This is a genomic window from Arthrobacter sp. GMC3, assembly GCF_002929305.1.
In the GTDB taxonomy this organism is placed as follows: domain Bacteria; phylum Actinomycetota; class Actinomycetes; order Actinomycetales; family Micrococcaceae; genus Specibacter.
Map to the genome: position 1 here is coordinate 228,461 of NZ_PJIO01000001.1, position 24,164 is coordinate 252,624.

Sequence of the window (24,164 nt, forward strand, 5' to 3'; positions counted from 1 at the left end):
ACTTTCATTGTGCGCATAATGAAAGCCACCATCAACTATGGTTTTGTCTATGACAGCCATTGCACCCGTAACTCTGCGCGGAAAATACGTCACCCTCGAGCCCTTGAGTATGGACCACCACGACGGACTGGTGGCGGCAGCCTCCGACGGCGAGCTGTGGAACCTTTGGTACACGGCCGTGCCCAGACCAGAGGGTATGCGCGCCGAGATCGAACGCCGCCTTGCCGCGCAGGACGCAGGGACTGAGCTGTCCTTCACCACACGAAAGAACGACCCTGAGACCGGGGAGCCTGGCCAAATCATTGGCCTGACCAGCTACTACGCCATTGACCTTTCTGTGCCGCGGCTCGCCATTGGAGCAACGTGGAACGCTGCCAGTTCACAAGGTTCGGGGACAAACCCGGACAGCAAAAGGCTGCTGCTTTCACATGCCTTCGAGACGCTTGGCTGCGAGGCCGTGGACTTCCACACGCACTGGATGAACTCTCAGTCACGCGAGGCGATCGCCCGCCTGGGCGCCAAGCAGGACGGCGTGCTGCGTGCGCACCGCCGCATGCCGGACGGCTCGCTTCGCGACACCGTGGTCTTCTCGATCATTGCCTCCGAGTGGCCCCAGGTCCGCAGCGGGCTGGACTTCCGGCTCGCCAAAAAGCGTTGATATGAGTGCGCCCGAATGGGACGGCGCGGTCAATGCCCGCCGTCTGGCGGGGGACATCTACCGGATGGGCCGTAGCGAGTGGCTGACCGAACGTGGCTGGGATCAGCTCTACCACGACGGCGTGCGGACAGTCATCGACCTCCGGAACCCGGGGGAACGCAAGCGCAGGCCAACGGACCCGGTGGTGGGTGAGGGCGCAATGGCGAGGTTCGCCGTGGTCCATTCACCGACCGAAGACCCCGAAAGTCCCGAATACCAGGCACTTTTCCACCCGTACATGAATCATCCACGCCTGTATGCGGACATTGTGCGGCTTTTCCCGGCGCAGGTGGCGGCCGTTTTCAAGGAATTGGCGGCGGCGCAGGGGGCCGTGGTGATTCACTGCTCGGCCGGGCGGGACAGAACCGGGCTGATCGCCTCACTGCTGCTCGCTCTGCTGGGACAGACTGAACGCGTTGCACGGGAGGATGAGTTGGCGGCTCGTGGGATCAATAGCTGGCATCTGGTGGCGCCCGTCAAGCACCCCTATGAGCGGTACTTGGACGACGAGGAACTGGCCGACGTGGTGTCGGACCGGGGCAGGGCGGTTGCCGAATTTGTTGGTGGGCTCGATGTGCGGGCGTTTCTGCTGGCCAACGGGGTGGACGCTGCGGAGATTGACGCCGTCGTGGAGAGGTGCCGTCCGGCAAGCGAGGCTGTTCCGGCGCGTCAGGAACGCGGCTAAGCCGAGCCCGGGCCTGCCAGTCCCACGGGTTCGGGTGTGTCGATGTCCGCCAGTTCAACGGTGAACACAAAGTATCTGTACGCCAGGTAGCGGAAGATGGTGGCAAGGACTAGGCCCACCACGCCGCCAGCAATGAAGTCGGCGCTGAAGGAGGTGAATCCCAGGACATAGCGGGAGACAAACTGGCAGGCAACAACAATGCCTAAGCCCAGACCGTTCATGAGAAGGAACTGCGAGAATTCCTTCCAGACATGGTCGGAGCGGCGGTGCCGGAACGTCCAGTAGCGGTTGGCGAACCAGGCAAAAATGGTTGCCACTGCCGTGGAGACCACTCGGGCTTTGATGGTGCTCCCGGACATTGGACCGTGCCACAGCCACGCATAGAGGCCATTGTCGATCAACCAGCCCGTGCCGCCCACCAGGCCAAACTTCAGCACTTCCCGCCAGAGGAGAAGAATCATGGCCTGCATCTTGCCGAACACTTTGGTTTGCCCTTCCTGCGAGGGCACCCTGCTCTCGCAATCACGCTAACCGGTTTTGCTGGGAGCGTTCTGGGCTTTCCAACCGGGTGGTCTGTGGTTGCCGGTCCCAACCGGGCACGGTTACGGTGGAAGTATCAGCACCAATGTCAGTTGCAGCCACCATGAGAAGAATCCCGGGCAGAGCCATCCATGAGAAATGACAAAGAACGCGGGGCCGGGTCCAGGACAAAAACCGGCGGAAAGAGCCGGCTTGGGGGAACCTTCCGGAATTGGCTTTTCAACACCGCCGGTGTGGCCGACACCGAGGACCTGGGTCAGCTGGCCGACAGTGCCGCGGCCCGTGCCGACGCCGCAGACCAGGATGCCAGCACGACTGTCCCCGAGCTTCTGACAGGCCTCCGCGCGACGCCTGAAAATGGAAAAAATCCCATCTGGACGGACCAACAACTCGAAGACTACCTATTCTGTGCCCGCATCCTGGTCGCCGAATCCATGGACGTGACCCTCTTCGATACCCAGCTGCTGGCTGCCGCTAACATGATCCGCGGCACTGTGGTGGAGATGGACACTGGTGAGGGAAAAACCTTTGTCGGGGCCGTAGTAGCCGGAGCCCACGCCCTCAACGGACGGCGTGTCCACGTGCTAACCGTCAACGACTACCTGGCGCAAAGGGACGCCGAGTGGATGCGCCCGTTCTACGATTCGCTGAGTGTCACTGTCTCTTCCGTGAGCGCGGCCGTATCGCGACAAGAGCGCCAGCAGGCCTACCAAAGCGATGTGGTGTACGTTTCCGTCAACGAGCTGGGCTTTGATGTGCTCCGCGACCGCACGGCCACGGCCCCCGCACAGCTCATGCTGCAACCCTTTGACGTGTGCATTGTGGATGAGATCGATTCGGTGCTCGTTGACGAGGCCACGGTTCCTCTGGTCCTGGCCGGGCGCGCCCGCGCCGAACTCCAGAGTGTTGACGTGGCGGACTTTGTCAGCGGCCTGAACCCGGACACCGACTACACGGTAGAAGCCGACAGGCGCAACGTCTCGCTCACCGACGCGGGGATTGATCGCGCGGAGGCGAGGTGGCCCGACGTCGAACTCTATTCAGCTGCCGGGACGCCACTTTTCTCCTCCATCAATGTGGCCCTGCACGCACAGGTGCTGCTGCAGCGCGACGTCGACTACATTGTGCGCGACGGCCAAGCCCAAATCGTTTCCGATTCCCGCGGCCGGGTAGCCAGCATGCAACGTTGGCCTGATGGCCTGCAGGCGGCAGTGGAAACCAAAGAAGGCCTGGTGAAAACCGAGCAGGGTGAGGTCCTGGACCAGCTGCTCGTGAAAGACCTCATCAAGTCATTCGCCAACGTCACCGGCATGAGCGGCACCGCCGTGGCCGTGGCCGAGTATCTGCGCACCAACTACCTGCTCGACGCCGGGCGGATCCCCTCACATAAAGCCTCCATCCGTGGTGACCGCCCGGAACAGATTTATGCCACCGGCACCCAGCGCGACGCCGCAGTGGTGGCCGCAGCCATGGAGGCGCACGCCACTGGGCAGCCGGTGCTGATAGGTACCCACGACGTCGGGACATCGGAGCGGTTCGCTGCCCTGCTCACCGGCAACGGGGTGACCTGCCAGGTGCTCAACGCCCGCAACGACAGCCTCGAGGCCCAGATCATCGCCCAGGCTGGGCGCCTCAACGCCGTGACTGTCTCCACCCAGATGGCCGGCCGCGGCACCGACATTGTGCTCGGCGGAGCGGACCCGCATCGCGAGAATGCCGAAGCGGAGCATGCCGCGGTAGCCGCGCTGGGCGGGTTGCTCGTCATCATTGTGGGCCGCTTTTATTCGCGCCGCCTGGACGCGCAGCTTCGCGGGCGGGCCGGGCGCCAGGGTGATCCCGGGGCTAGCATCATCTTTTCCAGCATGGACGACCCCGCCGCAAACGGGCAGGAAACCCACGGGCTTGAGCTCAGCGATTCTGTTTCCGGGGCAACGGACGACGACGGCCTGGTTACCAAGGTGGGTGTGTCCACGCTGCTTGACCGGGCGCAGCGTTTATCCGAGCAGGAACGGTTTACCACGCAGGAAAATTCGTGGAAATACAACGAACTCATCGCCTACCAGCGTCAGGTGGTGCTGACAGAGCGGAGCAAAGCGCTGCTTGAGGATGCTGCCGCCCTGGAGCCTTATGAGTTTGGCGACGCCGGAAGACTGGCCGAATTACGTCGCGTGCTGGCCGGGCAGGACCTCATTGAGGTGTGCCGGGCCATCCTGCTCTTTGAAATGGATGCTCACTGGAGTGACCATCTGGCCCTCCTGTCCGAGCAGCGGGCGGCCATCCATCTACGCGCCCTGGGCAGGCAGAACCCGCTGGATGAGTACCGCCGTGAAACGATTTTCGCCTTCGACGGCTTCCTAAACCGCGTGCACGACAGTGCGCGGGCCACCCTCCAATCACTGCCGGTAAAGGACGGGGCCGTGGATTTGGAGGCTGCCGGCATCCGCCGCGCGTCATCAACGTGGACGTACGTTGTCAACGAGGATCCCTTTGGCAGCCAGTCAGACCAGATTGTGAAATGGCTGCTGAAAAAGATGGGCAAATAGCTTCACCCGGCGGCCAACGCGGAGAATACTTGAAGGGCAGGGGCGCCAATTCACCAGGAGGTGGGCTCCATGGCCAAACTCGTCTACACGGCAATATCTTCACTTGACGGCTATGTTGCGGACGCGGCCGGCAACTTCGACTGGAGCATGCCGGACCAAGAAGTCCACGCCTATGTCAACGATTTGGAACGGGACATCGGCACCTACCTCTACGGGCGGCGGCTCTACGAGGTCATGAAGGTATGGGAACCCTTCCGCGGGCAGCCTGGCCACACACCGGAATTTACGGACTTTGCCAACATTTGGTGTCAGGCCCAAAAGGTTGTTTATTCAACAACACTCCGCGAGGCAACAACAGAGAAGACACGGATTGAGCCGGTCTTCGATGTTGACGCCGTCCGCCAACTCAAAGCGGAGGCCACCCAGAACTTGTCAGTGGGCGGGGCCGAGCTGGCAGGCCAGGCCTTAAAAGCTGGCCTGGTGGATGAAATTCACTTGTTTCTTTCGCCGGTGATCATTGGCGGCGGCAAACGGTCCCTGCCCGACGGCGCCCGCTCCCCGCTGGAACTGCTGGACCAGCGGGACTTTGGAAACGGCGTCGTCCACCTTCACTATGCGGTGAATGCCGGTCGGGGAACTACCCAGCCGGTCGAATCATGAGTGACTTTATTGCTTCCATTTGTTGATGCGGTAGGAGTTGGCGAGCAATTCGAGCGTGCCGGGGTTCGCATCCCAGTAGCTCTTGTGGCCGCTGATACCCATCCGCTGCGGCGTTCCCCACGGTGTCACGGAGAAAAGGTTAACCGCTTGGATATCCTCTCCCGCGGCCGTTTTGCAGCTGAATTGCACCACGACGGCGAGTCCGCGCCTAAATTCCCGGGTTTCCGGGGCGCTGGAGGTGAAGTCGGAGGCGCATTTGTGGCCCACCAAATTCTTCGGCAGGTCAGCTGTGGGGGTGCTGGCGAGCTTGTCTTGTATGGCCTGGATAGCGGCCTTCACGGTCGCCGGATCGGTACCGAACTTGCCCTCGTCCGTTTCGGCGAAGAAGGCAAAGGCCAGGGAGATTCCGTCGGCATCCTTCTCTTCGGTGCCCTGGGCTACCTGCTGCATCTCCTTGCCCGTGTCCGGATCCGTGGTGAGGCCGAAGGTGCCGTCGTAGCTCCATGACGCGAGGCGCTGGAACGAGGATTCGCCGGTGATGAACATGGCGAACCGCGGGTCTCCATCCGCCGGAACGTTGCTGGAACCTTTGTACTGATCCCAGCCGGGGGGCAGCGCTACGGCCCCCGCGGGCAACACACCAGTACTCGTAGCTGTGGGAGAAGAGTCCGCACCAGCCTCAAGCGATGGTGAACTCTGCGCCGTTTGGCCCGTGGTCGCTGTGGGGGCAGGCTGGGCGTTGACTGCGAGTTTCGTCATGGCAGGGATGACCCAGACAAACAGTGCCACCAGGCCCAGCACCACAACAACAGCAACGGCGCCGAACACAATGGCCAGTGTTTTGCGATTGGAGGACCCGGGCTGGGGAGCAGGGGTGCCCGGTACTGGAAGGTTGTTGGGAGGCTGCGGCGCCCCGTTGTAATTGCTCATGAAAGTGTAAGACCCTTTCGAAGGTATTTGCGCCGCCAAGAACTAGTGGCACACGGGCGCCACTACCAAGGGTAACGGAAACAGAACTTTGCCCTAAAAGCGCCTAAGGTGTCCGAACGGCAGTGGATCAGGGTGTCAATAGCCCCCACAGTATGTATGCGGAGGCAGCCGCAGAGCCGGCGATAACCACCGCGAACCCGCTCAGCCACACCCAGGATGGGGCGCCCGTGGATCGAGCCAGAATGTAGGCGTCAGAGCTGGCGAGCTGATCGCGGCGACGTGTATGGACGGAGGCCACCTTGAAGAAGTCCCGCACCGATCCCACACCGAGGGCAACACCCAGGGCCAGCACCACATAGCTGACGGTGCGCGGATCGGCAAACATCACCAAGGCTTGGGCTACGGCAGCGCTGACAAGGGCCACCAGGATCCCGGTGAAATTGCGCAGGAAGATCAAGGCCACAAGCAAGATGAGCGCACCGATGGAAGCGGCAGCCCCGGCCCAACCTGAAGAGACCGACCACACCAGTGCGAGGCCAACCACTGCGGGTGCCGGGTAGCCCCAAAATCCTGACCAGGTGGCGCCAAAGCCGCGGCGGCCGCTGCTGACCAGTTGGCCCGAATGGTCCAGCCCGATCTTCAGGCCGTGAATGAACCGGCCGGTCATGAGGGCCGCGAAGGCGTGGCCGAGCTCGTGCACAAAAGTTACGTACAGGCCAAACCAACGCCAGGTGGCCCGCGGAATGCTCAGCACAACGGCGGCGGCCAGGATGCCCAACAGGACCAGCGGAGGGACGGCGGGTGCGTCGGTGCGGACAAAGCCGGAAAGAACAGCCTGCCACCAGGTGGCCACGGCGTTAAGGGGTTGATCAGTCATCACTCACGGAAGCCTATGCGAAAACGCTGAGGACTTCGCCCACCGTGAAATCCCTTGCGCATGGTCTTCCTCGGAGGTTGTGTGGAACACATGGCAAATATTTTGGTACTTGGCGGCACCGGATGGTTGGGTCGAATCGTCGCCGAAAAAGCCCTTTCCGCCGGGCATTGCGTCACTGCGCTTGCCCGCGGCCAGACTGGCGATTTCCCGGCGGGGGTGTCCGCCGTCGTGGGCGACCGGGACGCTCCGGGGGTCTACGCCCCATTGGCCGGAACGCGCTGGGACCTGGTGGTGGAGCTAACCCGTATCCCGGCCCATGCCGGCCCTGCGGTACAGACGATCCAAGCGGAAGATTGGGTTTTCGTTTCCAGCTGCTCGGTCTACGCGAACCATTCTGTGCCCGGTGAAGGAGAAGAAGTTGCGCTCCTGGAACCCCTTGACTCGAGTGCCGACTACACGACTGAACTCTACGGTGAGGCGAAGTCGGCGTGCGAGAAGCTGACGGTACAGGCGCGCGGGGGACGGGCGTTGATGGTGCGTCCTGGCCTGATTGGCGGGCCGGGCGATCCTTCCGGACGGAGCACGTATTGGCCCTTGCGCTTGGCTGATGCCCGTGAACCAGTGTTGCTGCCGCAGGACGACGGAGACTACCGCCAGTCCGTCCAGATCATCGATGCACGGGATCTGGCTGCCTTCATTCTCACCGCCGGGCTGGCCGGGCGGACCGGCGCAGTGAACGCGGTGGGTGCCAGTATCCCGCTCGATGAGGCGTTGCTTGCCGCGCAGGCGGCCGCCGGGACGGAACCGGCCCTGGTACGCTACCCGCTGAGCCGTATGGCCGACGACGGCGTTGCTCCCTGGAGTGGGCCGCGTTCCCTGCCGCTGGTATTGCCTCCGGGGCCCGAGCATGCCGGATTCGCGCGACGCTCGGACGCCATGGCACTGTCGCTGGGATTGGAGCGCAGATCCTTGGAAGAATCGTTCCGGGACATCATCGCCTTCGATGAGCCATGGGACGGGAGGCAGCTGGCCTCGGGGTTGAGCGCGCCGGACGAAGCCGCACTGATGCGGCTGCAGGTAGGCTGGAAAGCGTGACCTCGCCCATAGCTACGCCCCCTCGTTTTCAACTCACCCTGCATAAACCGTGGCTGGGATGGTTTCCCAAGCCGACGGTGGTGGTCAACGGCGTGGCCCAACCAACCCAGTGGGGAACCCGCAACTGGAAGGTTCCGGGGGAAGGGGCCGCCACGGTCACCATTTTCCTCTTCAACCGGATGTGGAAGTTTGGCGAAGTGACTTTCGTTGCGGAACCCGGCACCTCCTCATCCCTGGTCTATTCGGCACCCTGGCTCCCGTTCCTGCCGGGCAAAATCGGCCCAGACAAAACATGAATCCGGGCGCGCAGCCCATTCAGGTGTGCTTTGTCGGGGACTCGTTCGTGGCCGGAATCGGCGACGAAACTGCGCTGGAACAGCATCCGGTATGGCGTCAGCAAGTTCTTGAAGGCGATGGCGCCCATCCGCGCGCTGAGGGCTACACAGCACTATGTGAGCTGGTAGCCCCAGCGTGGGACAGCTGGCTTACCTCGGCGAGCTAGAGCAGGCTAGCGAACGGCGAGAAGCTCACTGAGCAGTTCGCCGTCGTCGACCATCAGGCCCCGCGAGGTGAACCAGGCGCACATGTTCTTGCAGTCCCTGGCCAACAGCTCCACAGCTTGCAAGTTTCCGGCAAGGTCCACCAACTGCGGTAGGTCGATGATCACCAACCGATCTCCGGCAGCCAGGACGTTGTAGGGGGAGAGATCGCCGTGGGCGTAGCCCATCCGGGCGAAGGCGTTCATGGCTGCAAGCATCTGCTCCCAGTAGCCTTGAAGCCGTGCCGGACTCGGGTGAACTGTCTGCAAACGCGGCGCCGCAACACCTGGATTCTCCGGGTCCTCGATGAACTCCATCATGATCTCGGTGCCGGAAATCTGCACCGGATATGGCACGGGTATGCCATATTCATGGGCCATTCGCAGGTACGTCCACTCGGCGCTGGCCCAGCGGGCGGCCTCCACCTCGCGGCCGTAGGTGCTGCCGTTCTTGATGGCACGGGCATCGCGTGAGCGCCGGACGGTCCGCCCCTCCGTGTATGCGGAGGACCTGTGGAACAGGCGCTGCTCGGCGGACCGGTAGCGTTTGGCTGCCAGGATAGCGCTGCGGGACTCGGTGGCGCGTTCAACGAGGAAAACGTCCGCCTCCTTGCCAGTCTTGAGGACGCCTAGATCGGTGTCGATGGCAGCGGCGTCCTCAATAACGAACTCGGGGTAAGGTGTGGGGCCGCGCATGAGTTTTTCCAGCTCGGGCCAGGTGGACCAGCGCTGATTCTCGGCGAGGGAATCGTCTAGAACGTTCCAGTCAGCTTGCTCGCGGCGCGGTCCGCGGCTCCCGTTTTGGGCACGACGGCGCTGGGAGGAATTGCGGGAGGGTGTTTCGAAGTGCTGGTGGTCAGCAGAATACTTCATGGGTAAATCGACTCCTGTGGAAGGATGTGGCAATGATTTGGGCGCAGGAAACTGAGCGAACAATCATGGGGTCCTCCTTAGAGTCGATTTCGAAGCTGGCCAACAGGCCACTGTTATCTCATCACGGGTTCTGTTGCGCTGTCAACGGCGGGTGGAACGCTCAGGTATTCCGCCCCACCGGCCCCAGCCGTAAACGGCCAGGACCGCTTGGGCCAGGTAAATGAAAATCAGCACCGACCCCTGGGCCGCCAGAGTGGTGCCAGCAATCGAGACCAGTGCGGCGGCCGCGATCAGGAACCACGCCCAGCGAGAACGGTTGGCCAGTCCCAGCAGCCCAGCTGCGAGGAACCCGCCAAGGAAACCGCTGACAAACATTGGGGTGAGGGGGATCTGAAGATTGGGGCCGCTCCCGCTGGCATTTAAGATCAGCACGGGGATCAGATTTGCAGCGGCAAAGATCACCGCCACCAGTAGGGGAGGCACCAGAGTGTCAGGTGTGAAGCGGCGAAGCGAAACATCACGGGTAAGAGGCTGTGTTTCGGGCGCCTTTCTGAACCAGAGCAGGCCATAAACACTCACGGCGGCACCCACCAGGGGCGGTATCCAGGAACCCACAATGTAGAGGGTGACAATAGCTGCCGAGGAGAGAAAATCCACCGGCACGGCGAAGGTGCCCGCGAGCAGGGACATGGCGAAGGACCCAATGGCCAGCCACCAGCCCAGTTCGCTGCGCCGGGCCAGCAACGCCAAGGCGGCGCACATGATCAGGGCGCCAAGGATCTTCAACCCCAAGGCGACGATGCTCAAGCTGCTGCCTACGGGGCCAAACAAAATCTCGCCAAGTCCATTCATGGTTCACCTCTAGGCTCCGGTTCAACCAGTCCGGCCAACAATTCGGTGAGCAGCCATTCCGCAACAGTGCTTGGCAGGGCCTCAACCAGCGCCAAGACCGGGGCCATGGACTGCGGCAATCCGCGCCCGTCCAGGCCCAATGCGCCAAGAATTTTACGGGCCGTTTCCGAATCCCTGATAAGTGCCGATGAGTCTCCCAAAAGGCCGGCCATGGGCCCATCTGCTGCCGCCAGCACCTGCTCTGGATCGATGCCCGGCACCCCGCGGACCTCATCGCCGGCACGGGCCATGGCCGTGACAAGTTCTGCCAGGCGAGATTCGGTGACGGGCGTGATGGTCAAGTGAGTGGTTCGTGGCAGGACCGAGCCGTCGCTCTGGGTAAAGGACGGCTGCAGCTGGGCGGTGAATCCGTGGGTTTTGAGGCGGTCCGCCCAGTGGTGGGGGTCGATCCGGCGGTCTCCCGGGACGGCGGCATCAACGGCCACGGCAAAGAGTGGGCCCGTGGGCTCCCCAACAACACGCAAACCCTCGATTCCCCCCACTGCCGCCAAGAGCGCTTTGGTGGATCGGTGACAGGAGGCCGCCAGATCCGCAAAGCCGGCCGTGCCCAGAAGCTTGATGATGGCCCAAGCGGCGGCCAAGGGTCCCGCGGACTTGGAACCGAGTAGCGTCGGGTTCACCACGGGATACCCGGGCCAGGAGGTCGTCGCAAAATATTGGGACCGCTGGCGGTCCCTTCCCCTGGTCAGCAGCACCGATGCGCCCTTGGGGGCGTACCCATATTTATGCAGGTCGGCGGAAATGCTGGTCACACCGGGAACCCGAAAGTCCCAGTCGGCGAGCCCCGGCCAGAAGGGGAGAACCAGCCCGCCAATGCAGGCATCAACATGACAATCTATGCCTCTTGACGCCGCGGAGGCGGCAATCTGCGCCACAGGATCCATAGCAGCGTGCGGGTAGGAGGGAGCTGAGGCCACCACAAGGGCGACGTCGGGGCCCATCGCCGCTGTCATGGCAGCAACGTCAGCGTGCCCTTGCGCGTCGACCGGGATCAGCTCAAGGGTGAGCCCGAAGTAGTGTGCGGCCTTATGGAAGGCGGCATGAACCGACGCCGGGGCCAATAGCCGAGGCGTGCCTGCGCCCCGAAAGTTCTCCCGCGCTGTCTTGACCGCCAGCATGCAACTTTCCGTGCCGCCGCTGGTGACGGTACCCACCACGTCGTCGTCCCCGCCCAGCAGGGTGCGCATGAATCCGAGGACCTCGCGCTCCATGACGGCGATCGAGGTGAAAGTGGTGGGGTCCAGGCCGTTGAGCGGTTGGACCGCCAACATGGCTGCCGCCGCAAGTTCGTCAACCGCGGCCAGCCCCGAATCATAAACGTAGGAAAGTACCTTTCCGCCATGGGTGGGGGCGTCAGCTTCGCGGAGTCTGGCCAGCTCGCTGAGAATTTCTTCGGGGTTGGCGGCAAACGGGATCATTGGGCTCCTTCGGTACGGGCAGCGGCTGGATTGTTCGGGCCGGCATCGATGTCCTGCTGGCGCAGCGGGTAGCGGCGGAAAACCAGCAGGCTGAGCACAATCAAAATGGCCGGGACCAAACTAAAACTGACGATGATGCCGTTGATGGCGGCCGGCCCCTGCGTGACGGCTTCCCCGGCGACCGACTGGACGTAGCCGCTGGCAGCAAGCACCAAGGTCAAAACGGTGGCGCCCAAGGCCATGCCGGTGGTTTCTCCCGCGGTCCAGACCCCGCCAAAGATGCCGGCCGAACCCTCCCCGTGAGTTTTCGCATCGTGGGAAATCACATCAGGGAGCATGGACATCGGCAACGACTGCATGCCGGCATATCCCGCTCCGGCCAGGGCAACCGGAAGGTAGATCCAGGCGCCGGGGGCTGCAATCATGCCAAGGAGCGCGAAGGCCGCGATGCCAAACATGATGCTGGCGTAGCGAAAGGCACGTTCCTTGCCGATCCTGCCAGCAACAACCCGCCACAGTGGTGCGAAGAGCAGGGCCGGGCCGATGAGGGACACGAAGAGAAACGTCACTGCCGACTCCGAGTGCAACACCCAGGTGGCCACGTACTGGGCGCCGGCAAGCATGACCCCGGTGGACAATCCCTGCAAGGCAAAACAAAGCAGCAGGACGCGGAAGGCAGGGCTTCGTTTTAGTGCCCCCAGACCGGCCTTGTAGTTGCTTGCAATGGTTCCGGGTTCGGCTGGGCGGGGAATTCCACGCTGCGCCACACGCGAGGTCACCAACATGGCCACCCCGATGAGAACTCCAGCAACCACGGCCATGATCAGATACCCGAGCGCCTGGTTCTCTCCACCCAGCGAACGAAGGGCTGGGCCACCTGCGCCGAACAGCAAGATGGCCAACGAGAGAACCACAACGCGTATCGAAAGCAGACGCGTACGCTGGTCGTAACTTGACGTCAGCTCAGCTGGCAGAGCTATATAAGGAACCTGAAAAAGGCTGAACGCAGTAGCCGTGGCCATGAAGGCGAGCAAAACCCAGACTCCAGCGAGCCCGGGACCCATGCCGGACGGCACAGCGAAGGTAAGGATGAAGAAGAGAGGCAGGAGTAACCCGCCCAGAATCATGAACCGCCGCCTGGAACCGGTAACAGCCAGTGAATGATCCGAGCGGGCGCCAATGACCGGATCAATCACCACGTCCCAGATCTTGGCGGCCGTCACCAGCAAACCCGCTGTGATCGCGGCAATGCCCAGGGTGTCCGTCATGTAGTAGATCAACACCAGCCCCGGAAGTGTGGCGAATCCTCCCGTGCCCAAGGAACCGATGGCATACCGGGCCACCGTCCGGGCCGGCAGCGGTTGTTCTAACGTCGTCATGACTTGAAGTGTACGCACGCAATGAGAGCTGCATCACTTTGTTGCGGGTGGGTTTTCCTGCACTGTCCTTGACAGTTGATCTTTGGCGTTCCACAGTTAGAGGTGGCCCAACTTTCGCAGTTCTTGATGGGTCACTCTCGAGGCGCATGCTACATGAACGCGATGCAGGAAGCTGCAACAATCCGCGCTAGGACTCGCCCCGAAACCAGGACGCCAGCCGTCCGCTCCCGGGCCAGCCCCCAAATTCCAGTAACTCGCCGCATTAGCTGCGCGGGGACCCGTTTGTTCCCAACGCAGCCACTTCACCCGAGGTGCCGCGGCCGCGCGTAAAACTAAGGGGCGGGGGTCATTCCCCGAAAAATTTCAGCGCACGGTGACGGTAATTCCACCCAATTCTGGGTTTGGCATACGCCGAACAAACGAATCGAGCTTTCCCATGCGCATCAAAGAAACAAACCGCCGCCCGGCCAAGTCACCTTGGTCAAAGAGGTTCCGGGCAGCCGCTTTTGTCAGCGTCGCCATGACAGCAGTTGTGCTGAGCGGGTGCAGTTCATCCTCCACGCCCACACCTTCGAGCACCAGTGTTGCCTCGGCACCTGGCACCGCCGACTCAGGAACCATCTCCTGGTGGGCCAGCCCCATCACCAGCAGCGGGGCCGATCCTCGCACCGTGCTGATTGCGGATTTTGAAAAGGCCTACCCCAACATCAAGGTGAACCTGATCTCGGCGCCCACGGACACCGACACGAACAGGGCCACCTTGACCACCCAGATTTCCGGTGGCGCCGGACCAGACGTCTATATGGGCGATGTGATCTGGCCAGCCCAGTTCGCCGACCACCAGCTGGCCACCCCGTTGTCCCAGTATTTGCCCGCCAGCTACTTTGACACTTTTGCTCCCGGGCTCGTTGCCGGGGCCACCTACAAGGATCAGGTGTACGGTGCACCGTTCTTCGAAGACCAGGGCTTCTTGTACTACCGCAAGGACCTGCTCGCCGAAAACAACATGAAGGTGCCCACCACATGGGAAGAATTGATGGCAGATTCCAAGGCCATCCAAGCCAAAGGCCAAGCCCAGTACGGCTATGTGTTCCAGGGTGCCTCCTACGAGGGCGCCACCTGTAACTACATGGAGTTCCTGACCGATGCCGGAGGTACCGTCCTGAATTCCGGTGCGACGTCGTCGACCGTTAACAGCACCGAGGCATTGAAGGCCCTGACCTTTGAGCAGCAGCTGGTCACCAGTGGAGTCAGCCCGCAGGCCGAATCCACCTACCAGGAACTTCAGGCCATGAACGAATTCTCCGCCGGCAACTCTGTGTTTATGCGCAACTGGGACTATGGCTACTCAACATCACAGGCGCCAGGTTCCGCGGTGATCGGCAAGGTGGGTGTCGCCCCGATGCCGACCTTCGAAGGTCAAAAGACCCCCGGCTACTCCAATATTGGGGGCTGGAACCTTTACGTGAATCCGCATAGCAAGAACGTTGCGGCCGACCTGACCTTCATCAAGTGGATGACCGGATCCGATGCCCAAAAGACCCTGGCCACCCAGTTCTCGGAGATCCCCACCAACCAGGCAGTTCGGCAATCCCCGGACGTGGTCAAGAGCAACGCCGTGCTGGCCGTAGTGCCGCAGACCAAGCTGATCGCCCGCCCCGCCCAAACACCGTTCTATCCGCAAGTTAGCACCGCCATCTACACCAATGTCAGTGCCGTCCTCTCCGGCTCGATGACGCCGGCTGCGGCCTTGAAGGCCGCTGAAACTGCCATTAACACCGCCCTTTCCGGCGGCGGACTGTAATAGTCGCACGCGCCGCATCCACTGGCGGGCCGGGGCCCGCCAGTGGATGCGAGCCCTTTTGCCATGAGTTTTCATGGCCGGTTACTTTTACCGAGGAGTCGAAGATGGCTACCGATCGAACGACCGCGCCGACAGACAAGAACCCGCACCGGGTGCTTCCGCCGAGCGCTAAGAGAAAGCATGATGTCAACCGAAAACGTCAGGCCAGGCTTGGGTGGTACTTTTCAACACCCGCGCTACTGGTGGTTGCTGGTGTAACGATCTTCCCGATCGTGTTTTCCGTGGTGATGAGTTTTAGCAACGTCCAGGTGCTGGGCAGCGGCTTCCAACTCAGCGGTGCCACGTTGAACAATTTCGGCATCGTTTTTGGCAGTGCAAAGTGGCGTTACGCGCTGGCATTCACGGTCATCTACACGGTGGTTACCGTCACCATCGAGGTGGTTTTGGGTACGCTGATCGCTTTGGTTTTGGAACGGCTGCGTGGCGTGCGCGGCTGGATGATGGCCATGCTGTTGATCCCCTGGTCCTTGATCACGGTCATCTCGGCACAGCTGTGGAACTACATTTACGATCCCACCTACGGCGCCGCAGATGCCATTTTTAGCGCGCTGGGGTTAGGCCACCCCGTCATTTTGGGCAGCAATGCCTCGGCAATTATCGCCATGATGGTGGCCGATATCTGGAAGACCACCCCGTTCGTGGCCATCATTGTCCTTGCCGGGCTGGTCATGCTCCCCGGCGACGTCTATGAGGCCGCCGAAATGGACGGCTCAAACGGCTGGCAGACCTTTTGGCGGATCACGCTGCCGCTGCTGCGTCCCACCATCGCACTGGCCGTGCTGTTCCGTATCCTGCAGGCGTTCGGCCTCTTTGACCTGCCGTTTGTGTTGACGCAGGGCGGTCCGGGATACGCGACGACATCCCTGGCGGTGCTCGGCTATCAGGCCATGTTCACGAACCTTTCATTTGGTCCCGGTGCTGCCGTTGCCGTCACTACGGCCGCCCTGGTGGTCCTGGGTTGCATCGTGTTTCTGCGGGTATTTAGGGCACAGGTCAATCAGGGAGAGGAGAACTAGTCATGCGCAAACGTTCGCCGTGGCACAGGTTTGGTTTGGCCGTTTCCTGTGCGCTCATCACCTTGTTCGTAATGCTGCCCATCTACTGGATGGTGGTCACCAGCTTCAAAACCGATGCTGGCGTCTCTGCTCCCAGCCCGCAATGGTTCCCCAACCCGCTGAGCACTGAAAGTTATGTCAACGCCTTCGTGAACAATTCCTTTGGGCGCTACATCCTGAACTCGGTGGTGGTTGCCGTTGCTGCCACCGTTGTTGTCCTGGCTTTGGGAACCCTTGCCGGGTATGCCCTGGGCAGGCTGCCGATGCGCGGTAAGTTCATCACGCTCATGCTGTTGCTGATGATCTCCGTGTTTCCCGCCATTGCCCTGATCGCCCCGTTGTACCTGCTGATGCGCCAGCTCGACTGGCTGAACAGCTACCAGGCACTCATCCTGCCGTACGCCGCCTTCAACTTGCCGTTTGCTATCTGGATCCTGCGGAACTACTTTTTGGGGATCCCGCGGGAGATGGAGGAGATGGGAAGGATCGACGGCGCCAGCCCGCTGCGAACGCTGTGGTCGATCATCCTCCCCATGGCGCTCCCTGGCCTGTTTACCGCTGGCGTCTTCACCTTCACTGCGTGTTGGACGGAGTTCTTGATGGCGCTGTCCTTTAACAGTTCAAACGACTTTAGGACCATCCCAGTGGGTATTGCGCTCTTTGGTTCCCCTCACATAACCCCGTACGGGACCCTCTTCGCGGCGAGTACTGTGGCCGTTTTGCCCATTGCCATCTTGGTGTTGGTGTTCCGAAAGTCCGTGGTCTCCGGGCTAACATCCGGGGCCGTCAAGGGATAGTCGCCTCATTTCACGCAGGGAATACTGCCGCCTTGCAACGCCCCCGTCCAATCCGAGTAGGTGGTTGTGGCGGGGGTTGTGGGCGTGGGGGTGGCCGACGCCGTGGGGCTAGGTGTCGCCGTCGTGCTAGCCGAGGCGGTGGCCGTCGCGCTCGGGTGGGAGGCCGGCGTCGGAGTGGCTGGTGGCGGGGCCAGCAGCGCCTGGACGGTTGCCTGAACCTGAGGCACGTCCACCGTGTTGATCGATTCCCCGTTAGGTGCGGTGGCGAAACCCGTGATGGGAAGCGTGCTGAAGGAGATGTTGCCGTTCGTGACCGCGGTGGCCTGTTGCAGCATTTCGATGAGGTTGAACCCTGAATCCACCACGATGTTGGAGCTGACGTCATTGACGATGGTCTCCATCTTGGGGATGTTGGTCAGCGTGCCAAACTGCTTGAGCTGGTGGATGACGTCGACGATGAAAGCCTGCTGGCGACGTTCACGGTCCAGGTCCGAAAAGGCGTAGTCCGGGTTGCTGGTATCGCGGCGCTGGCGTACGTACGCCATGGCCTGCTGCGCGTCGAGCTGCTGCAGGCCCGCTGTGAAGTTGGCCCCGGAGTAGGTGTCTTGGGTGGCAGCCAAAACGCAGACCGTGATGGGTGCCACGGCCTGGGCCACCTCGTAAAACCCTGCCATGGTGACTTCCACAAAATGGTCGATATGAACGTTGCCCAGGAATTGGGAAACTGTGGCAAGTTCGGCTGTCCGCCCCGCTTCCCTGGCCAATTGATACGTGGCCTGGTTATCGGGGCTGCCCTGGGACAGCAGCAGGGTCTGGGCCGCGGCCAGTCCGTCGCCCTACGCCTCCTTGATTTTGCCGTCGAAGGATTCCCCGGGGATGCCGGCGATTTGGACGTAGTCGTCGCGGGGGATGGAAATCGCGGTGGCTTGCCCGCCGTCGGCCGGGATGTGCACCAGCATCAGGACATTGGCGTTGTAGCCGCCAATGCTCTGATCGCCTGCGTCGAGGGCGTCATACAACGCCGGGGATAAAGGATTGCCCTGCTCGTCAACGCGGGAATCAAGGCCCATGACAAGGATGTTGGTGTCCTGAGTGAGTTTGGGGATCGGGGCGATGCTGGCCAGCGCGTTGGAATGGACCATGTTGTGGCTGACCTTGGCCGCGGTGAATCCGGCAAGGCCCGACGCCGCCAGCAACACCCCCACAGCCGCCGCGAAGAAGCCGAGGACGATCTTGCTCCACAGGGGCCATTTGCGGTGACGGTGGAGATGATTTGCAGGGCCCGTCACGGTGCTGCCTTTGGACGACTCGTTCCCAACCGCATGACGTGCTCCTTGCCGCTTCCGGATAGTCAATCGTGGCACGGTTGGGGGTCTGTGGGGACGGAAATCGTGTAATTGAGGGGGAACTCCGGGTCGGCTCCCAGCTGTTGCTTCCGGCAACGCCCCATGGGTGCAAAAACCGGAATAGGGTGGACCCATGGCTGAAATTCCTTTTCCCCTGACCACCGAGCGGCTGACGCTGCGGCGATTTTCCACCGACGACCTCGACGCCTACTACGCCTACCAGCAGCTTCCCGAGACCGCCCGCTACCATCTGAATCCGGAACGCAGCTATGCCCAGTGCATGGGCAAGATCGCGCAGTTCGTCGCCGGCGGCTTTGACACGCCGGGCCAGTGGATCTCCTTTGCCCTGTCCCTCAAAGGGCAGACAACCCTAATCGGTGAAATAGCACTGAAGTGGGGCGACGGCGGCAAACCAGAGGACGGCGGCGTACCGGAACGGGTTGGCGAGATCGGCTGGACGCTGTCCCCGGCAGCCCAAGGCCATGGCTATGCCACGGAGGCGGCCAAAGCCGTGCTGGACCTGGCGTTTGGGCAGCTCAACTTTTACCGGCTGGAGGCCCGGCTGGACGCCCGCAACGATGCTTCCGCCGCAGTGTGCGAACGGCTCGGCATGCACCGCGAAGGCGTGCTGGTCGACAACATGTACCTCAAGGGCGAGTGGACCTCGGAAGCCATTTACGCGAAGTTCCGCGACTTGCCGCCGTCCTCTGATTAGCGCAGCGTGGTGGCGCCAATTGCGTCGGCCAGGAACGCGTAGTCCCAGGCGCGGGTCTTCCAGCCCTCATAGCGGCCTGATGCCCCACCGTGGCCACCGTCCATCTCGATCTTCAACACAACCGGCTCCGACCCTGTTGCGGTAGCACGCAGCTCCTGCACCCACTTGGCCGGTTCCACGTAGAGCACGCGGGTGTCGTTGAAGCTCGTCACGGCGGCTATCTTCGGGTAGGCCACGGCCCGCACGTTTTCGTACGGCGTGTACTCCTTCATGTATTTGTAGACCTCGGGGTCGGTGATCGGGTTGCCCCACTCCTCCCACTCCAAGGCAGACAGCGGCAGCTCCGGGTCCAAAATGGTGGTCAGGGCGTCCACGAACGGCACCTGCGCCACAATGGCGGCGTACTTTTCCGGGGCCAGGTTCGCCACGGCGCCCATCAGCAGACCGCCAGCCGAGCCGCCCATCGCACCAATCTTCGCCGGGTCCACCCAGCCGGACTGCGCCAGCCAGTCGGTGGCCGCCACAAAGTCACCGAAGGTGTTCTTCTTGTTCAGCTTCTTGCCGTCCTCATACCAGTGCCGGCCCATCTCGCCGCCGCCGCGCACATGGGCAATGACAAACACCACGCCGCGATCCAGCAAGGAGAGTCGCGGGACTCCGAAGCCGGGATCCATGCTGACCTCGTACGAGCCGTAGCCGTACACCACGCCCGAGTTCGAGCCGTCCCGCACCAGGTCCGCGCGGCGCAGTACCGACAGTGGAACCTTGGTGCCGTCGTCGGCTGTTGCCCACTCGCGGGTGGCCACATAGTCCGCCGGGTTGTAGCCGCCCAAAACCGGGGTCTCCTTGCGCAGCAGCAGATCGCCATCGGGTGCGGCGGTCGTGGGAAGGGCGTAGTCATAGACACGCGGCGGTGTGAAGTCCGAGGTGTAAACCAGCCGGATCACCGGCGATTCAAACTCACTCCCGCCCATCTGGGTTGTGTACAGTTCCTCGTCAAAGGCGGGCTCGACGGCGGCCGCCTGCTCCTTTGTTCCCAAGCCTTCCAGCGCGGTCACCTGGATGCGTTCGATCGTGTCCTTACGCAGGGAAACCACCATATGGGTGGCCGTGACGCTGGCGCCGTTGATGCGCACGGCGTCGTCGTGACCCACCACGGTTGCCCAGTTTTGCTCTGCCACGGGCTTGGTGAATTCGGCGGCATCGACCAGGGAAATCATGGAGTTCACGGCGTCGCGGTCATGCGTGAGCAGGACCTTCTCGAGACCGTCCCAGAGGAACGGTTCGGCGTCGTACAGGATGTGTTCGCTGCGGGGGATGAGAACCTGCAGACCGGATTCCGGGGCGTCGAAGTTCAGCAGGCGCGTTTCGCTAAATTCTGAACAGCCGATGCTGATGACCAGGTGGCGGCGATCGGCGGAGAGCCCGAACCCTGTCCACATGGCGACGTCGTCCTCCTGGTAGAGAACCTTGTCCTCGGCCACCGGTGTGCCCAGGATGTGGGACTTCACCTGGAAGGGGCGCCAGGAATCGTCGGCCAGCATGTAGAACAGGGTGCCGCCGTCGGGTGAGAAGGTCAGCCCGTAGAACACGTTGTCAATGGTGTCTTCGAGTAGTTCGCCGGTGCGCAAATCCTTGATGTGGACGGTGAACAGCTCATCGCCGGCGTTGTCCACGGCATAGGCGTACAGATTGCCGTCGCGGGTCACGGCGGCGCCGCCTAGCGAGAAGAAGGGTTTGCCCTCGGCCTCGGCATTGCCGTCCAGCAGAATCTGTTCGCCCGGTACTGGCACTCCGGGGGCAACCACCGGGGGCGTCCAATCCTCCACGGCGCTGCCGTCCCCGCTGGCCTGCACCCTGCACTGGATGCCATACGACTGGCCCTCCACCATGCGGGAGTAGTACCACCAGCCGTCCTTTCGGCTGGGCACGGACAGATCCGTTTCCTGAGTGCGGTTCTTGATCTCGTTGAAGATGTCCACCCGCAGCTGCTCCTGGCCAGCCGTGACGGCGTCGGTGTAGGCCTGCTCGGCGTTCAGGTGCGCCACCACTTCAGGGTTTTCCTTCTCGCGCAGCCACTCGTAATTGTCCACAAATGTGTCCCCGTGGTGGGTGCGTTCCACCGGCACCTTCTTGGCAACCGGAGGTGAGCTGAGAGCTGCTACGGGGGCGGAAGGTGTGGCTGCGGTGTCCGATGAAGTCATGGAATCCACTGTAGCGAGCTTCTCCCGGTGCGGGCTGGCAGTAAGCCCAGAGCGGAGTGGTTGACCGTGTGCCCCATCACATGAAATATTTATAGAACGAACGGTCGGTAATTTATCGACGGGTTCCCGGTGGCGGCATGGGCCGCGCCGACCATCACGTTGAAGGGTGTGTTCATGTCCGCAGCACCGCAGGCATATTTGGTGGGCGGTGTCCGCACGCCCGTGGGGCGATACGGTGGCGCACTCTCCTCGGTCCGCCCGGACGATCTCGCGGCGCTAACCATCAAGGAACTCATCGCACGGACCGGCATCGACCCGGCGGATGTGGACGAGGTCATCCTCGGCAACGCCAACGGGGCCGGGGAGGAGAACCGCAATGTGGCACGCATGGCGTGGCTGCTGGCCGGCTTCCCGGACACCGTCCCCGGCATCACCGTCAACCGGCTCTGCGCCTCTGGCATGAGCGCCATTACGCAGGCCAGCCACATGATCAAGGCCGGAGCCGCGGACATTGTGGTGGCCGGCGGCGTGGAGTCCATGTCCCGGGCACCCTGGGTCATGGCCAAGCCTGAGGCGGCCTTTGCCAAACCCGGGGCAACCTTCGACACATCCATCGGCTGGCGATTCACCAACCCGAACTTCCTCTCCGGCGAACTCTCCCGCGACGGCAAGATGACCTTCTCCATGCCGGAAACCGCGGAAGAGGTTGCCCGCGTCTTCGGCACGTCCCGGGAGGACTGCGACGCCTTCGCCGTCCGCTCCCATGAACGCGCGCTCGCCGCCATTGCGGTCGGGCACTTCCGCGAGGAGATCGTCCCGGTTGTCGTCAAGGGCCGCCGCGGGGACACGGTGGTGGACACGGACGAGGGACCGCGCGCCGGCACCACACTGGAGGTCCTGGCCGGGCTGCGGCCTGTGGTGGCCGGGGGAACGGTGGTCACGGCAGGCAACGCCTCCAGCCTGAACGACGGAGCTTCCGCCATCATCGTCGCCTCCGAGCGAGCCATCCAAAAGTACGGGCTCACCCCGCGCGCCCGCATCCTCGACGGCGCGGCCGCCGGCCTGGCCCCCGAGATCATGGGCATGGGCCCCGTCGCCGCCAGCCGCAAGATCCTGCAAAGGCAGGGGATCGGCGTGGGCCAACTAGGCGCCGTCGAACTCAACGAGGCCTTCGCCTCCCAGTCGCTGGCCAGCATGCGCGAGCTGGGCATCAACCCGGAGATCGTCAATAACGACGGCGGTGCGATCGCCCTGGGTCACCCGCTCGGCTCCTCCGGCTCACGGATTGTGGTCACGCTACTTGGCCGGCTGGAACGCGAAGCGCCCGGCGGCCTGGGGCTCGCCGCCATGTGCGTCGGCGTGGGCCAGGGCGCCGCGCTGCTGGTGGAGGGGCTGTGACACGCGCTAGCTTGGAGCACGCTGCGTTCCACACGCTGCTCGTCACCGAGGCTGAGGACCGGCTGGCCGTCCAGCTAAATCGCCCCGAGGTGCGCAACGCGATTGACGCGCAGATGGTGGACGAACTACATACGGTTTGCGCATACCTGGAGGCCTCTCCCAAGGTGTTGGTCCTCTCCGGGATTCCGGGAGGCGAAGACAGCAAGGGGATTTTTGCGTCGGGCGCAGATATTGCCGAGCTGATCAAACGCCGCCGCGAGGACGCCTTGGCCGGTATCAACTCCGGCCTCTTTGACCGGATCGCCAGGCTGCCCATGCCCGTCATCGCGGCCCTGGACGGGTACGCGCTGGGTGGCGGGGCAGAGCTCGCCTATGCCGCGGACTTTCGGATCGGCACCCCGTCACTGCGGATGGGTCAGCCCGAGGCAGGCCTGGGCATCATGGCCGCTGCCGGGGCCACCTGGCGGTTGAAGGAACTCGTGGGCGAACCCGTGGCCAAGGAAATTCTGCTCGCGGGGCGGATACTCACGGGTGAGGACTGCCTGCGCGTTGGGCTCGTCACCGCACTGGTGGAATCCACCGAGCTTCTGGCCACCGCGCACGCGCTCGCCGACAGGATCGGCCGGCAAGATCCGCTGGCGTTACAAACCACCAAACGGGTGTTCCACGAACCCCGCGAGGCACACCCCGAGGCGGACAACCTTGCTCAGGCGGAGTTGTTTGAATCGCCCGCCAAATTTGAACGCATGCAGGCCTTTCTGGATAAGAGGAAGAAATGATCTCAGCGACTGCCCTGCCTACCCGCGTCGGAGTCCTGGGTGGCGGCCGCATGGGCGCCGGCATTGCCCACGCCTTCCTGGTCAACGGCTGCGAGGTGCTGGTGGTTGAGCGAGACGACGACGCCGCGACCGCCGCGCGGAACCGGGTGGAAACTGCCGTGGCAAAGTCAGTGGAACGCGGCCTGGCCGGCACGGTTGAAGGCATTGCCTCCCGGCTGTCGGTTTCCACCGACTACGCCGACTTTGCCCCGTGTGAATTGGTGGTGGAGGCCGTCCCGGAAATGTGGGACTTGAAGGTCTCGTCCCTGCAAGCTGTGGAAAAGCACCTGGCCGACGACGCCGTCCTAGCCTCCAACACCTCTTCGCTATCTATGACTGGGCTGGCCATCGAACTATCCCGCCCGCAGAACTTCATCGGACTGCACTTCTTCAATCCGGTTCCGGCGTCCACGCTGATCGAGGTTGTCATCGCTCAGCAGACGCGCCCCGAACTGGTGAACACGGCGCGAGGCTGGGTGGAAGCGCTCGGCAAGACCGCCGTCGTGGTCAATGATGCGCCCGGCTTTGCCTCCTCCCGGCTGGGCGTGGCGATCGCGTTGGAGGCCATGCGCATGGTGGAGGAGGGCGTGGCGAGCGCCGAGGACATCGACAACGCCATGGTGCTTGGCTACAAGCACCCCACCGGACCCCTGCGCACCACGGACATCGTGGGCCTGGACGTTCGCTTAGGCATCGCCGAATACCTTGAATCGACGCTCGGCGAACGGTTCGCGCCGCCGCAAATTCTGCGCGACAAGGTGGCCCGCGGCGAGCTGGGACGCAAGTCCGGCAAGGGATTCTTTGACTGGGCCTAGCCGCC

24 protein-coding genes are annotated in these 24,164 nt (G+C 62.8%); 14 read left to right on the forward strand and 10 right to left on the reverse strand.

Going from position 1 to position 24,164, the window contains the following annotated elements:
* Positions 1-49: 49 nt before the first annotated feature.
* Together CXQ94_RS01035 and CXQ94_RS01040 are read left to right on the forward strand one after the other, a co-directional pair.
* A complete protein-coding gene (locus CXQ94_RS01035) occupies positions 50-658 on the forward strand; it encodes a GNAT family N-acetyltransferase (protein WP_104086366.1) in 609 nt (202 codons plus the stop codon).
* 1 nt (position 659) lies between these two features.
* Positions 660-1,382: a tyrosine-protein phosphatase gene (locus tag CXQ94_RS01040; protein ID WP_104086367.1), complete on the forward strand. Its 723-nt coding sequence runs from the start codon at positions 660-662 to the stop codon at positions 1,380-1,382.
* Here CXQ94_RS01040 and CXQ94_RS01045 read toward each other — a convergent pair.
* Positions 1,379-1,843 carry a GtrA family protein gene (locus tag CXQ94_RS01045; RefSeq protein WP_181034020.1) on the reverse strand — a complete coding sequence of 155 codons (465 nt, stop codon included), beginning with the start codon at positions 1,841-1,843 and terminating at the stop codon, positions 1,379-1,381. The genes CXQ94_RS01040 and CXQ94_RS01045 overlap by 4 nt on opposite strands.
* 210 nt (positions 1,844-2,053) lie before the next feature.
* Between CXQ94_RS01045 and secA2 the strand changes: the two genes are divergently transcribed.
* Together secA2 and CXQ94_RS01055 are read left to right on the forward strand one after the other, a co-directional pair.
* Complete coding sequence (secA2, locus tag CXQ94_RS01050) at positions 2,054-4,465, forward strand: accessory Sec system translocase SecA2 (protein ID WP_104086369.1); 2,412 nt, start codon at positions 2,054-2,056, stop codon at positions 4,463-4,465.
* A 69-nt stretch (positions 4,466-4,534) separates the two neighbouring features.
* Complete coding sequence (locus CXQ94_RS01055) at positions 4,535-5,125, forward strand: dihydrofolate reductase family protein (RefSeq protein ID WP_104086370.1); 591 nt, start codon at positions 4,535-4,537, stop codon at positions 5,123-5,125.
* A gap of 6 nt (positions 5,126-5,131) precedes the next feature.
* Here CXQ94_RS01055 and CXQ94_RS01060 read toward each other — a convergent pair whose 3' ends face one another.
* Positions 5,132-6,055: a hypothetical protein gene (locus CXQ94_RS01060; RefSeq protein WP_104086371.1), complete on the reverse strand. Its 924-nt coding sequence runs from the start codon at positions 6,053-6,055 to the stop codon at positions 5,132-5,134.
* Between the two features lie 127 nt (positions 6,056-6,182).
* On the reverse strand, positions 6,183-6,932 hold the full coding sequence (locus tag CXQ94_RS01065) for a M50 family metallopeptidase (protein ID WP_104086372.1): 750 nt from the start codon (positions 6,930-6,932) through the stop codon (positions 6,183-6,185).
* A 90-nt stretch (positions 6,933-7,022) separates the two neighbouring features.
* Here CXQ94_RS01065 and CXQ94_RS01070 point away from each other — a divergent pair, with 90 nt between their 5' ends.
* The 3 genes from CXQ94_RS01070 to CXQ94_RS22115 are packed head-to-tail and all read left to right on the forward strand — an operon-like array spanning position 7,023 to position 8,529.
* On the forward strand, positions 7,023-8,027 hold the full coding sequence (locus CXQ94_RS01070) for an NAD-dependent epimerase/dehydratase family protein (protein ID WP_181034021.1): 1,005 nt from the start codon (positions 7,023-7,025) through the stop codon (positions 8,025-8,027).
* The gene (locus CXQ94_RS01075; protein WP_104086374.1) at positions 8,024-8,323 is read left to right on the forward strand and encodes a hypothetical protein; all 300 of its coding nucleotides are present in this window, start codon (positions 8,024-8,026) and stop codon (positions 8,321-8,323) included. The genes CXQ94_RS01070 and CXQ94_RS01075 overlap by 4 nt, the downstream gene beginning before the upstream one ends.
* Positions 8,320-8,529 carry a hypothetical protein gene (locus CXQ94_RS22115; RefSeq protein WP_146070196.1) on the forward strand — a complete coding sequence of 70 codons (210 nt, stop codon included), beginning with the start codon at positions 8,320-8,322 and terminating at the stop codon, positions 8,527-8,529. Before CXQ94_RS01075 ends, CXQ94_RS22115 begins: the two co-directional genes overlap by 4 nt.
* A gap of 6 nt (positions 8,530-8,535) precedes the next feature.
* Here the strand turns inward: CXQ94_RS22115 and CXQ94_RS01080 are convergent, their stop codons facing one another.
* The 4 genes from CXQ94_RS01080 to CXQ94_RS01095 all read right to left on the reverse strand — a co-directional run bounded on the left by CXQ94_RS01080 (position 8,536) and on the right by CXQ94_RS01095 (position 13,147).
* Positions 8,536-9,438: a serine protein kinase RIO gene (locus CXQ94_RS01080; RefSeq protein ID WP_104086375.1), complete on the reverse strand. Its 903-nt coding sequence runs from the start codon at positions 9,436-9,438 to the stop codon at positions 8,536-8,538.
* A 141-nt stretch (positions 9,439-9,579) separates the two neighbouring features.
* Positions 9,580-10,290: a nicotinamide mononucleotide transporter gene (locus tag CXQ94_RS01085; RefSeq protein WP_104086376.1), complete on the reverse strand. Its 711-nt coding sequence runs from the start codon at positions 10,288-10,290 to the stop codon at positions 9,580-9,582.
* Positions 10,287-11,768, reverse strand: a complete 1,482-nt coding sequence (locus CXQ94_RS01090; protein ID WP_104086377.1) for an aminotransferase class V-fold PLP-dependent enzyme — start codon at positions 11,766-11,768, stop codon at positions 10,287-10,289. Before CXQ94_RS01090 ends, CXQ94_RS01085 begins: the two co-directional genes overlap by 4 nt.
* Positions 11,765-13,147, reverse strand: coding sequence for an MFS transporter (locus CXQ94_RS01095; RefSeq protein WP_104086378.1), 1,383 nt, complete (start codon positions 13,145-13,147; stop codon positions 11,765-11,767). The genes CXQ94_RS01090 and CXQ94_RS01095 overlap by 4 nt, the downstream gene beginning before the upstream one ends.
* Before the next feature lie 436 nt (positions 13,148-13,583).
* Here CXQ94_RS01095 and CXQ94_RS01100 point away from each other — a divergent pair, with 436 nt between their 5' ends.
* From CXQ94_RS01100 to CXQ94_RS01110, 3 genes are all read left to right on the forward strand, one after another.
* A complete protein-coding gene (locus CXQ94_RS01100; RefSeq protein ID WP_104086379.1) occupies positions 13,584-14,951 on the forward strand; it encodes an ABC transporter substrate-binding protein in 1,368 nt (455 codons plus the stop codon).
* A 104-nt stretch (positions 14,952-15,055) separates the two neighbouring features.
* Complete coding sequence (locus CXQ94_RS01105) at positions 15,056-16,027, forward strand: carbohydrate ABC transporter permease (RefSeq protein WP_104086380.1); 972 nt, start codon at positions 15,056-15,058, stop codon at positions 16,025-16,027.
* A gap of 2 nt (positions 16,028-16,029) precedes the next feature.
* Positions 16,030-16,863 (forward strand): carbohydrate ABC transporter permease, encoded by an 834-nt coding sequence (locus CXQ94_RS01110; protein ID WP_104086381.1) that lies wholly within the window; start codon positions 16,030-16,032, stop codon positions 16,861-16,863.
* A gap of 5 nt (positions 16,864-16,868) precedes the next feature.
* On the opposite strand, the gene CXQ94_RS01115 is transcribed toward CXQ94_RS01110, so the two are convergent.
* Together CXQ94_RS01115 and CXQ94_RS01120 are read right to left on the reverse strand one after the other, a co-directional pair.
* Positions 16,869-17,627, reverse strand: coding sequence for an LCP family protein (locus tag CXQ94_RS01115; protein WP_104086382.1), 759 nt, complete (start codon positions 17,625-17,627; stop codon positions 16,869-16,871).
* A 72-nt stretch (positions 17,628-17,699) separates the two neighbouring features.
* Positions 17,700-18,152, reverse strand: a complete 453-nt coding sequence (locus CXQ94_RS01120; RefSeq protein WP_104086383.1) for an LCP family protein — start codon at positions 18,150-18,152, stop codon at positions 17,700-17,702.
* 190 nt (positions 18,153-18,342) lie between these two features.
* On the opposite strand from CXQ94_RS01120, the gene CXQ94_RS01125 reads away from it, so the two are divergent.
* Positions 18,343-18,924 (forward strand): GNAT family N-acetyltransferase, encoded by a 582-nt coding sequence (locus CXQ94_RS01125; protein ID WP_104086384.1) that lies wholly within the window; start codon positions 18,343-18,345, stop codon positions 18,922-18,924.
* Here the strand turns inward: CXQ94_RS01125 and CXQ94_RS01130 are convergent.
* Entirely contained in the window at positions 18,921-21,128 is a 2,208-nt protein-coding gene (locus tag CXQ94_RS01130) for a S9 family peptidase (RefSeq protein WP_104086385.1), read from the reverse strand. The genes CXQ94_RS01125 and CXQ94_RS01130 overlap by 4 nt on opposite strands.
* 174 nt (positions 21,129-21,302) lie before the next feature.
* Here CXQ94_RS01130 and CXQ94_RS01135 point away from each other — a divergent pair, with 174 nt between their 5' ends.
* The 3 genes from CXQ94_RS01135 to CXQ94_RS01145 are packed head-to-tail and all read left to right on the forward strand — an operon-like array spanning position 21,303 to position 24,159.
* Positions 21,303-22,526 carry an acetyl-CoA C-acyltransferase gene (locus CXQ94_RS01135; protein ID WP_104086776.1) on the forward strand — a complete coding sequence of 408 codons (1,224 nt, stop codon included), beginning with the start codon at positions 21,303-21,305 and terminating at the stop codon, positions 22,524-22,526.
* Complete coding sequence (locus tag CXQ94_RS01140; RefSeq protein WP_104086386.1) at positions 22,523-23,305, forward strand: enoyl-CoA hydratase/isomerase family protein; 783 nt, start codon at positions 22,523-22,525, stop codon at positions 23,303-23,305. Before CXQ94_RS01135 ends, CXQ94_RS01140 begins: the two co-directional genes overlap by 4 nt.
* Positions 23,302-24,159, forward strand: coding sequence for a 3-hydroxyacyl-CoA dehydrogenase family protein (locus CXQ94_RS01145; RefSeq protein WP_104086387.1), 858 nt, complete (start codon positions 23,302-23,304; stop codon positions 24,157-24,159). Before CXQ94_RS01140 ends, CXQ94_RS01145 begins: the two co-directional genes overlap by 4 nt.
* Positions 24,160-24,164: the final 5 nt, after the last annotated feature.

Coding starts and splice junctions, on each gene's coding strand:
- CXQ94_RS01035 (WP_104086366.1), top strand. CDS start 50: ATGACAGCCATTGCACCCGTAACTCTGCGCGGAAAATACGTCACCCTC.
- CXQ94_RS01040 (WP_104086367.1), top strand. CDS start 660: ATGAGTGCGCCCGAATGGGACGGCGCGGTCAATGCCCGCCGTCTGGCG.
- CXQ94_RS01045 (WP_181034020.1), bottom strand. CDS start 1,843: ATGATTCTTCTCCTCTGGCGGGAAGTGCTGAAGTTTGGCCTGGTGGGC.
- secA2 (WP_104086369.1), top strand. CDS start 2,054: ATGAGAAATGACAAAGAACGCGGGGCCGGGTCCAGGACAAAAACCGGC.
- CXQ94_RS01055 (WP_104086370.1), top strand. CDS start 4,535: ATGGCCAAACTCGTCTACACGGCAATATCTTCACTTGACGGCTATGTT.
- CXQ94_RS01060 (WP_104086371.1), bottom strand. CDS start 6,055: ATGAGCAATTACAACGGGGCGCCGCAGCCTCCCAACAACCTTCCAGTA.
- CXQ94_RS01065 (WP_104086372.1), bottom strand. CDS start 6,932: ATGACTGATCAACCCCTTAACGCCGTGGCCACCTGGTGGCAGGCTGTT.
- CXQ94_RS01070 (WP_181034021.1), top strand. CDS start 7,023: ATGGCAAATATTTTGGTACTTGGCGGCACCGGATGGTTGGGTCGAATC.
- CXQ94_RS22115 (WP_146070196.1), top strand. CDS start 8,320: ATGAATCCGGGCGCGCAGCCCATTCAGGTGTGCTTTGTCGGGGACTCG.
- CXQ94_RS01080 (WP_104086375.1), bottom strand. CDS start 9,438: ATGAAGTATTCTGCTGACCACCAGCACTTCGAAACACCCTCCCGCAAT.
- CXQ94_RS01085 (WP_104086376.1), bottom strand. CDS start 10,290: ATGAATGGACTTGGCGAGATTTTGTTTGGCCCCGTAGGCAGCAGCTTG.
- CXQ94_RS01090 (WP_104086377.1), bottom strand. CDS start 11,768: ATGATCCCGTTTGCCGCCAACCCCGAAGAAATTCTCAGCGAGCTGGCC.
- CXQ94_RS01095 (WP_104086378.1), bottom strand. CDS start 13,147: ATGACGACGTTAGAACAACCGCTGCCGGCCCGGACGGTGGCCCGGTAT.
- CXQ94_RS01100 (WP_104086379.1), top strand. CDS start 13,584: ATGCGCATCAAAGAAACAAACCGCCGCCCGGCCAAGTCACCTTGGTCA.
- CXQ94_RS01105 (WP_104086380.1), top strand. CDS start 15,056: ATGGCTACCGATCGAACGACCGCGCCGACAGACAAGAACCCGCACCGG.
- CXQ94_RS01110 (WP_104086381.1), top strand. CDS start 16,030: ATGCGCAAACGTTCGCCGTGGCACAGGTTTGGTTTGGCCGTTTCCTGT.
- CXQ94_RS01125 (WP_104086384.1), top strand. CDS start 18,343: ATGGCTGAAATTCCTTTTCCCCTGACCACCGAGCGGCTGACGCTGCGG.
- CXQ94_RS01130 (WP_104086385.1), bottom strand. CDS start 21,128: ATGACTTCATCGGACACCGCAGCCACACCTTCCGCCCCCGTAGCAGCT.
- CXQ94_RS01135 (WP_104086776.1), top strand. CDS start 21,303: ATGTCCGCAGCACCGCAGGCATATTTGGTGGGCGGTGTCCGCACGCCC.
- CXQ94_RS01145 (WP_104086387.1), top strand. CDS start 23,302: ATGATCTCAGCGACTGCCCTGCCTACCCGCGTCGGAGTCCTGGGTGGC.